Origin of the sequence: Cryobacterium sp. TMT1-66-1 (genome assembly GCF_004403435.1) — a bacterium.
GTDB classification, from domain to species: domain Bacteria; phylum Actinomycetota; class Actinomycetes; order Actinomycetales; family Microbacteriaceae; genus Cryobacterium; species Cryobacterium flavum.
This window is the reverse complement of record NZ_SOGP01000020.1, coordinates 58,349-66,154: the sequence shown is the minus strand read 5'-3', so window position 1 is coordinate 66,154 and position 7,806 is coordinate 58,349. Positions and strand designations below refer to the sequence as shown.

The 7,806-nt window shown below is 67.0% G+C and carries 9 protein-coding genes; 1 reads left to right on the top strand and 8 read right to left on the bottom strand.

The window, feature by feature from the left end; genetic code table 11:
• A partial coding sequence (locus E3T29_RS14180; protein ID WP_134346262.1) for an amidase occupies positions 1 to 546 on the bottom strand: 546 nt, incomplete at its 3' end.
• A 77-nt stretch (positions 547 to 623) separates the two neighbouring features.
• Between E3T29_RS14180 and E3T29_RS14175 the strand changes: the two genes are divergently transcribed.
• Entirely contained in the window at positions 624 to 1,442 is an 819-nt protein-coding gene (locus E3T29_RS14175; RefSeq protein ID WP_092340584.1) for an SDR family oxidoreductase, read from the top strand.
• Positions 1,443 to 1,460: 18 nt separating this feature from the next.
• Here the strand turns inward: E3T29_RS14175 and E3T29_RS14170 are convergent, their stop codons facing one another.
• The 7 genes from E3T29_RS14170 to E3T29_RS14140 form a co-directional block, all read right to left on the bottom strand.
• Entirely contained in the window at positions 1,461 to 2,039 is a 579-nt protein-coding gene (locus E3T29_RS14170; protein WP_174776429.1) for a GNAT family N-acetyltransferase, read from the bottom strand.
• Positions 2,032 to 2,754 carry a uracil-DNA glycosylase gene (locus E3T29_RS14165; protein WP_134346261.1) on the bottom strand — a complete coding sequence of 241 codons (723 nt, stop codon included), beginning with the start codon at positions 2,752 to 2,754 and terminating at the stop codon, positions 2,032 to 2,034. The genes E3T29_RS14170 and E3T29_RS14165 overlap by 8 nt, the downstream gene beginning before the upstream one ends.
• 71 nt (positions 2,755 to 2,825) lie before the next feature.
• Positions 2,826 to 3,533, bottom strand: a complete 708-nt coding sequence (locus E3T29_RS14160; protein WP_134346260.1) for a Type 1 glutamine amidotransferase-like domain-containing protein — start codon at positions 3,531 to 3,533, stop codon at positions 2,826 to 2,828.
• On the bottom strand, positions 3,530 to 4,093 hold the full coding sequence (locus E3T29_RS14155) for a phosphoribosyltransferase (protein WP_134346259.1): 564 nt from the start codon (positions 4,091 to 4,093) through the stop codon (positions 3,530 to 3,532). The genes E3T29_RS14160 and E3T29_RS14155 overlap by 4 nt, the downstream gene beginning before the upstream one ends.
• A gap of 93 nt (positions 4,094 to 4,186) precedes the next feature.
• Complete coding sequence (locus E3T29_RS14150) at positions 4,187 to 5,326, bottom strand: bifunctional 2-methylcitrate synthase/citrate synthase (protein WP_134346258.1); 1,140 nt, start codon at positions 5,324 to 5,326, stop codon at positions 4,187 to 4,189.
• A gap of 9 nt (positions 5,327 to 5,335) precedes the next feature.
• A complete protein-coding gene (prpB, locus tag E3T29_RS14145; protein ID WP_092340579.1) occupies positions 5,336 to 6,265 on the bottom strand; it encodes a methylisocitrate lyase in 930 nt (309 codons plus the stop codon).
• Positions 6,265 to 7,800 (bottom strand): MmgE/PrpD family protein, encoded by a 1,536-nt coding sequence (locus E3T29_RS14140; protein ID WP_134346257.1) that lies wholly within the window; start codon positions 7,798 to 7,800, stop codon positions 6,265 to 6,267. Before E3T29_RS14140 ends, prpB begins: the two co-directional genes overlap by 1 nt.
• Positions 7,801 to 7,806: the final 6 nt, after the last annotated feature.

The following is a 7,806-nucleotide window of genomic DNA, read 5'->3' as shown; positions in this document are numbered from 1 at the left end:
GGCAGCGGGAATGCGAATGGACCCGCCGCCGTCGGAGCCGGGCGCGAACGGCAGCAGCCGGGCGGCGACCGCGACGGCGGCGCCGCCGCTGGATCCGCCGGCACCGAGCGCGAGGTTCCACGGGGTGCGCGCGGGCGGCGCTGCGAGGCTTTCAGTGTAGGAGGCCAGGCCGAATTCGGGGGTGTTGGTCTTGCCGAGGCTGACCCCGCCGGCGTCGTCGAGCGCCTGAACGAGGTCGTCGGACTGGTCGGGCACGTAGCCATCGAACAGGCGCGACCCGAACCCGGCGTGTACCCCGGCGCGCAGGTGCAGGTCTTTATCGGCGAATGGGAGACCCCAGAGCGGGGCGGTTCGGGGCATCCGTTCTTCGACGAACCGGGCCCTGGCACGAGCGGCATTCGCGGTGACGGTGACGAAAGCGCCGAGCGCCGGGTTGAATTTCTCGATGCGCCCGAGGTAATGCTCGGTGAGTTCGCTCGGGCTGATTTCGCGGCTCTGCAGGGCCTGCCATTGTTCCAGGGCGGTCAATTCGTGTGGATCAGCCATGTGGCGAGCTTAGTTCGACCGGGGCGGGCGGGCAGCCAACACTGGTTATGCACGCGCCGGAAGGCTAGCCTCAAGCCATGGCCAGCGCTTTGTACAACCCCATCGGTACCACCGCGCTTATCACGGGAGCGTCGAGCGGACTCGGAGTCGGATACGCCCACAAACTCGCCGAGCGCGGCGCGGATCTCGTTCTCGTCGCCCGCCGTCAGGCCCGCCTCGAAGCCCTCGCGGTCGACCTGGCCGAGAAATACGGCACGGTCTCCACCGTGATTCCGCTCGATCTCACCGAAGCGGATGCCGTCACCGAGCTGGTGCGCGACCTGCGCGAGCGTTCGATCACCATTGGCACGCTCGTGAACAATGCGGGCTTCGCGACCTTCGGCACCGTGCTCGACTCCGACGAGAAGCGGGAACGTGAGCAGGTGGCCCTCAACGTGCACGCCCTGACCGCGCTGACCCACGCTTTTCTGCCCGACCTGGTCGAGACGGCCTCGCTGAATCCGCACACCGCGGCGCTGGTGAATCTGGCCAGCACGGCGGCGTTCCAGCCGGTGCCGCGCATGGCGGTCTACGGAGCGACCAAGGCGTATGTGCTCAGTTACACCGAGGCGGTCAGCTACGAGACCAGGGCCAGCGGCCTCAAGGTGACCGCGATCTGCCCGGGCCCGGCCGACACCGAGTTCTTCGAGGTCGCCCAGACCAGCGGCGGCAAGAAGGGGACGCCGCTCACCGTAGAGGAAGTCATGCGCGCCTCTTTCTCTGCGCTCGACCGCTCGGTGACGCCATCCGTTGTGCTGGTCGGAACGCGCAACGCCGTGCTCGCGCGGGTCGCGAGCATCTACCCTCGCCGCGCGGTGCTCAACGCGGTGGGCCGCCTGAACACCCCCCGCCTCTGACAGGTCGCGAGAGAGGGGCTACTTCAGGCTCTTCTGCAGCAGAATCGTGCCGAGCCAGCGCTCGAACTTGAAGCCGACCTTGCCCATGCGGCCGATCTCCTCGAAGCCGAAGTCGCGGTGCAGCTTGATCGAGGCATCCGCTCCCTGGTCGGCGATGACGGCGATGATCTCTTTCAGGCCGGCCGCCTTGGAGCGTTTGATCAGCTCGCCGAGCAGCTCGCGCCCGAGACCCTTGCCCGTCGATGCGGCGCCGAGGTAGATCGAGTTCTCCACCGTGAAGCGGTAGGCCTTCTTCTGCTTCCATGGGCTGACCAGGGCATACCCGAGAATCTGGCCGGCCGGCGAGACCGCGACGATGAACGGCATGCCCTGCTTGTTCAGGTAGTAGAACTTGTCGCGCCACTCGGTGAGCGTCATCGCATCCTCGTCGAAGGTGACGGTGCTGTTGGCCACGTAGTAGTTGTAGATCTCGCGAATGTGCGGCAGATCGGTCGCCCGCACCTCGCGCATCTCGTATTCGAACGGTGCCTCGGCGGCAACTTCCGGCCGCAGGTGGCGGGGCAGCCGACGACGAGGCTCGTATTCTTCCTCAAGCACCGGGCACTCCCCTTTCTGGTTGGTTCCAGATTACCGGAAGCTCCCAGGCAACCGGAGCCGCCCCCTGCTCGGTGAGCAACCGGTTGGCCGCGCTGAACGGGCGCGAGCCGAAGAATCCTCGCCGGGCTGACAGCGGGCTCGGGTGCGCCGATTCGAGCACGGGTGTGTCGCCGAGCAGGGACGTGAGCGCTGCGGCGTCCTTGCCCCACAAAATCGCCACGAGCGGATGCCGCCGCCCCACCAGGGCGCGAATGGCCTGGTCGGTCACGGTTTCCCAGCCGTGCCGCCGATGCGAACCGGCAGCGCCGGCCCGCACGCTGAGCACTCGGTTGAGCAGCAGCACGCCCTGGTTCGACCAGGCGGAGAGGTCGCCGTGCTCGGGGCGCGGCAGGCCCAGGTCGGTGCCGAGTTCGGTGTAGACGTTGCCGAGGCTGCGCGGAACGGGCCGCACGTCGGCATTGACGGCGAAGGCCAGACCGGTTGGATGCCCCGGAGTGGGGTACGGATCCTGCCCGACGATGAGCACCCGCACGGCGTCGAACGGCTGCCGGAACGCACGCAGCAGGTTCTCCGGCGCTGGTAACACCTCGTGGCCGGCGGCCCGTTCGCTCGTCAAAAACTCGGAAACCCGAGCCAGGTCATCGGCCACGGGCGCGAGTGCTCGCGCCCACCCCGGGTCGATCTCACCGCTGGCCGCAAGGGCGTCGAGGTTCACGAGCGCACTCCGCAGCGGCGCGTGCGCCGAAGCGGGCGCATCCGCTGAATTACCGCCATCAGGTGGGCAGATCAGGCACCGATGGTGCTCACGAGCACACCGCCATCGGCCTGGCTGACGTTCCAGACACTGCCGGCTCCGAGCACGCGGAGGGCCCCCTCGCCGACCACGAGCACGGTGTTCTCGTCGATGGCGAGGCCGCCGTCGATGAGTCCGGCCTCGGTCGCGGCGATCAGCCGGGACAGGCTGCCGGACTGGGCGGCGTGCACGTCCACCGTCACGTCGAGCAGTCCGATGCCCTGGGCGAGGGTGATCTCGTCGAGGCCCTCCGACACATCCTGGGGCGTGACCTCGACGCCGCCGATGCGCCAGCCACCGATCAGGGCGCGTTCGGCGGCGATCATGGCGCCGGCCGAGAAACCGAGGTAGGGCACGCCGGCCGAGACCTGGCGGCGAATCTCCCCAGCGATCGGCAGCAGTGCGGCGAGATAGTCGGGGGTCACGCCGCCGCCGATGATGATGCCGTCGACCGCGGACACGGAGGTGAGGGCCGCGACGTCGCCGGGGGCGAGCACGGTCAGTCGAGCCTGCGCGGTAAGCCCGAGAGCAGCGGCCAGTTCTTCGGCGTGGGCTGAGCCCGGGCCGACGGTGATGATCGCCACGATCGGTTCGTCGCGGTCGGCTGTGAAAGCCTGAGCCGTGACCTCGGACAGGAACGTCGCGAAGACCGGAATGTCGCTCTCGGCGTCTCCCCCGCCGCCGACCAGGTGCACGCTCATGCGGGCACCCCATCCGTCAGGTCGGCGAGCGCTTCGGGCGCAATATCCTCGGGCGCACCCGGCACCGGCGGCAGCGCCGACCAGGGGAACACGATCCACCTGTCGGTTTCGCGCCAGGTGAAGTCGGGCACGTGCACGGTGCGCGGCTTGGTGTAGAGCGTCGCGGTGCGCACCTCCATGGCGGTCTCGCCAAGCAGGCGCATGACAAGCGCGAGGGTGTGGCCGGAGTCGGAGACGTCGTCGACCAGCAGCACCCTCTTGCCGGCCAGGGCCGGTGCGTCGAGCATCGGCGCCGACAGCACCGGCTCGGGCAGGCGCTCGTCGATGCCGGTGTAGAACTCCACGTTGATGCTGCCGCAGTTCTTGGTGCCGAGCGCGTAGGAGATGGCACCGGCCAGCAGCAGGCCGCCGCGGGCGATGGCGATCACGACATCCGGGTGAAAACTGCTCTCGCGCACTCGGGTCGACAACTCGCGCGACGCTTCAGCGAAGTCGGTCCACTGCAGAATTTCGCGGTCAATAGCGGGCGAAGTGGGCACGGCCTCGGCATCAAGTGTCATTCATCAATGCTAGCTAGATCCCGACCCGTTACGCACACAGCGGATGCCGCGCTGCCAGCTGGCAGCGCGGCATCCGCTCTGAAAAGAACAGCGCTACAGCACCTGCCGCTGATCGACGCCGTTATAGGCCGACAGCGGACGAATGAGCGCGTTGCTCTTCTTCTGCTCCATAATGTGCGCGGTCCAACCGGTGATGCGCGCCGCCACGAAGATCGGCGTGAAGGTGAGGGTGTCGAACCCCATCAGGTGGTACGCCGGGCCCGAGGGGTAGTCAAGGTTCGGCAGAATCGCCTTGCGGTTCGTCATCGCGCTCTCGAGGGCTTCGTACAATTCGAGCAGTTCCGGCTTCTGGTAATGCTCCACGAGGGTGACGAGCGAGGCCCGCATCGTCGGCACGCGCGAGTCGCCGTTCTTGTAGACGCGGTGCCCGAAGCCCATGATCTTGCGCTTCTCAGCGAGCGCCTTCTCCAGCCACGGTTCGGCCCGCGCCGCCGATCCGGCTTCGAGTCCGATCTCGGCGAACGTGTGCATGACGGCCTCGTTAGCGCCGCCGTGCAGTGCACCCTTAAGAGCCCCGACCGCCCCGGTCACGGCCGAGTACAGATCGGACAGGGTGGACGTGATGACCCGAGCGGTGAAGGTCGACGCGTTGAAGGAGTGCTCGGCGTAGAGGATCATCGACACGTCGAAGGCGTTGACCACGACGAGTTCCGGCACCTCGCCGAAGGCCATGTGCAGAAAGTTCGCCGAGTAGCCGAGATCGTCGCGGGGCTCGACCAAATCGAGGCCGTGCCGGCGACGCTGGTCGTAGGAGACGATCGCCGGCAGCTGGGCGAATAGACGAATCGACTTGGCGAGGTCGGATTCCGGCGATGGAATCTCGGCGTCGGGGTCGCTCGCACCGATGACGCTCACCGCGGTACGCACGACATCCATCGGGTGCGCGGTCAGCGGCAGCTCGTCGATGATGCGCTTGACCACCGGGCTCATGTGCCGCAGCGAACGTTCGAGTGCCTCGAAGTCGGCGAGCTGTTGGTCTGTGGGCAGTTCGCCGTGCCAGAGCAGGTAGGCGACCTCTTCGAAGCTCTTCTTCGCCGCGAGTTCCTGCACCGGGTAGCCCCGGTAGAGCAGCGAGTTGGTCTCCGGGTTGACCTTGGAGACCGCGGTCGTGTCGACGACGACGCCGGTCAGTCCCTTATAGATGTGTGGTTCGACAGTTTGGGTGTCAGACATTGTGCTCCTTTAGGCCTGCGTCGAACTGGGCGTCGAAATGTGCGGGTTCAACGTGAAATCGAAGATACCCGAATCGAACTGACTGTACGACGCATAATCGAGCAACTCGTACAGGTCCGCGCGGTGCTGCATTTCCGGCAGCATCGTGGTGAGCGAGCCGGTCTCTTCGATCGCGTCGAGTCCGCGGGCGGCCGAACCCATAGCCAGGCGCAGCAGCGACACCGGAAAGATCACCAGGTTCATGCCCACGTTTTCGAGCTGCTGCACGGTGTACAGCTCGCCCTTGCCGAACTCGGTCATGTTCGCGAGGATCGGCACCGACACCGCAGCGCGAATCGTTTCGAACTCGGCCAGGCTGCCCATCGCTTCGGGAAAGATCGCGTCGGCCCCGGCATCCTGCAGCTGTTTGGCGCGCGTGACGGCCGCGTCCAGCCCGTCGACGGCACGGATGTCCGTGCGCGCCATCACGAGAAAGTTCGGGTCCCGCCGCGCGTCGACCGCTGCGCGGATGCGTTTGATCGCGGTGTCGGCATCCACGACCTGCTTGCCGTCGAGGTGGCCGCAGCGTTTCGGGTTGATCTGGTCCTCGATGTGCATGCCGGCCAGGCCGGCGTCTTCCAGGGTCTGAATCGTACGCGCCACGTTCATCGGCTCACCGAAACCGGTATCGGCGTCGACGATCGCCGGAAGATCGGTCATGCGAGCGATCTGCTGCGACCGGCTGGCCACCTCGGTGAGGGTGGTCAGGCCGATGTCGGGTAGGCCGAGGTCAGCCGAGAGCACGGCGCCCGAAATGTAGACGCCCTCGAACCCCTTCTGCTGAATGAGCTTGGCAGACAGGGGGTTGAACGCGCCGGGGTAGCGCAAAATCTTGCCGCTTTTTAGGCCCTGGCGCAGGGCAATCCGCTTGTCGGCGGCGGTCGTGCCGGCGTACAGCATTAAAAGATTCCGTTCGGCGTGGCGACCCCGGAGAGCAGTCCGGGCTTGGCCACGATGGTCAGGCCCCCGAGGTCGGCAGCACCAAGCTCGGGCAGGCGCTGGGCCAGCGCGAGGAAGCGTTCGATCTCGGACACCTCCATCACCGGCGCGGCCAGGGTGCGGAACTTGTTGATGTACTCCGCGCGGGCAAACGGGCGAGCGCCAAGTGGATGCGCGTCGGCGACGGCGATCTCGTCGACCAGGCGGGTTCCATTGGCCAGTTCGATCTCCACGCGACCGCCGAAGGCCTTCTCGGCCGGGTCGAGGGAGTGGTAGCGACGCGTCCACTCCGCATCTTCGGTCGTGGTGACGGTGTTCCAGAGGGCGATGGTGTCGGGTCGACCCGCGCGCTCGGGGCTGTAGGAATCGACGTGGTTCCAGGTGCCGTCCTGCAGCGCCACCGTGAAGATGTACGGAATGGAGTGGTCGAGGGTTTCGCGGCTGGCGGTGGGGTCATACTTCTGCGGGTCGTTGGCGCCGGAGCCGATCACGAAGTGAGTGTGGTGGCTGGTGTGGATCACGACGCTCTTGATCGCACCGGCCACGAGCAGCTCGGGGTGCTCGTTGTGCAGCTTGCGAGCGAGATCGATCCAGGCCTGCGCCTGATACTCGGCCGAGTGCTCCTTGGTATAGCTGTCCAGGATCGCGCGCTTGATGCTTCCGGGTTTGGGCAGCGATACGTCGTAGGAGCCCTCCGGTCCGTCGAGAAGCCAGGCGATGACGCCGTCTTCGCCCTCGTAGATGGGCGTTGGGCTGGTCTCGCCGCGCAGGGCCCGGTCAACGGCCTCGACGGCCATCTTGCCGGCGAATGCCGGGGCGTGCGCCTTCCAGCTGGAGATCTCGCCCTTCCGTGACTGGCGGGTTGCGGTCGTGGTGTGCAGCGCCTGGCCGACGGCCTGGAAGATGACCTCCTTGTCGAGGCCGAGCAGGGTGCCGATGCCGGCGGCCACGGACGGGCCGAGGTGGGCAACGTGGTCGATCTTGTGGGCGTGCAGGCTGATCGACTTCACCAGGTCGATCTGAATCTCGTAGCCGGTGGCGATGCCGCGAATCAGGTCGCTGCCGGTCAGGCCGCGAGAGGCGGCGAGGTGCTGGGCGACGGCAATGATCGGGGGGATATTATCACCCGGGTGCGAGTACTCGGCGGCCAGGAAGGTGTCGTGATAGTCGAGTTCACGCACGGCGACGCCGTTCGCCCAGGCTGCCCATTCCGGGGACACCCGGCGAGCCGGCGCGAGGCCGAACACGGTCGCGCCGTCGCCACCGTTGGAACGCGGGTGCGCGAGTGCCTGCGAGCGAGCGGCGATCACTGGACGACGGGTCAGGCTGGCCGCGGCAACGGAGGCGTTGTCGATGACGCGGTTGATGACCATCTCGGTCACTTCCTCGGAGACCAGGGCGGGGTCGGCGGCGACCTCGGCGATCTTCCAGGCCAGCTGGTCCTCGCGGGCCAGATTCTCGTCGCTCTTGTGAACTCGAACGTGGTGCAGTTGCACGGTGGA

Coding starts and splice junctions, on each gene's coding strand:
- E3T29_RS14175 (WP_092340584.1), top strand. CDS start 624: ATGGCCAGCGCTTTGTACAACCCCATCGGTACCACCGCGCTTATCACG.
- prpB (WP_092340579.1), bottom strand. CDS start 6,265: ATGCTGTACGCCGGCACGACCGCCGCCGACAAGCGGATTGCCCTGCGC.
- E3T29_RS14160 (WP_134346260.1), bottom strand. CDS start 3,533: ATGAGCGTGCACCTGGTCGGCGGCGGGGGAGACGCCGAGAGCGACATT.
- E3T29_RS14150 (WP_134346258.1), bottom strand. CDS start 5,326: ATGTCTGACACCCAAACTGTCGAACCACACATCTATAAGGGACTGACC.
- E3T29_RS14155 (WP_134346259.1), bottom strand. CDS start 4,093: ATGACACTTGATGCCGAGGCCGTGCCCACTTCGCCCGCTATTGACCGC.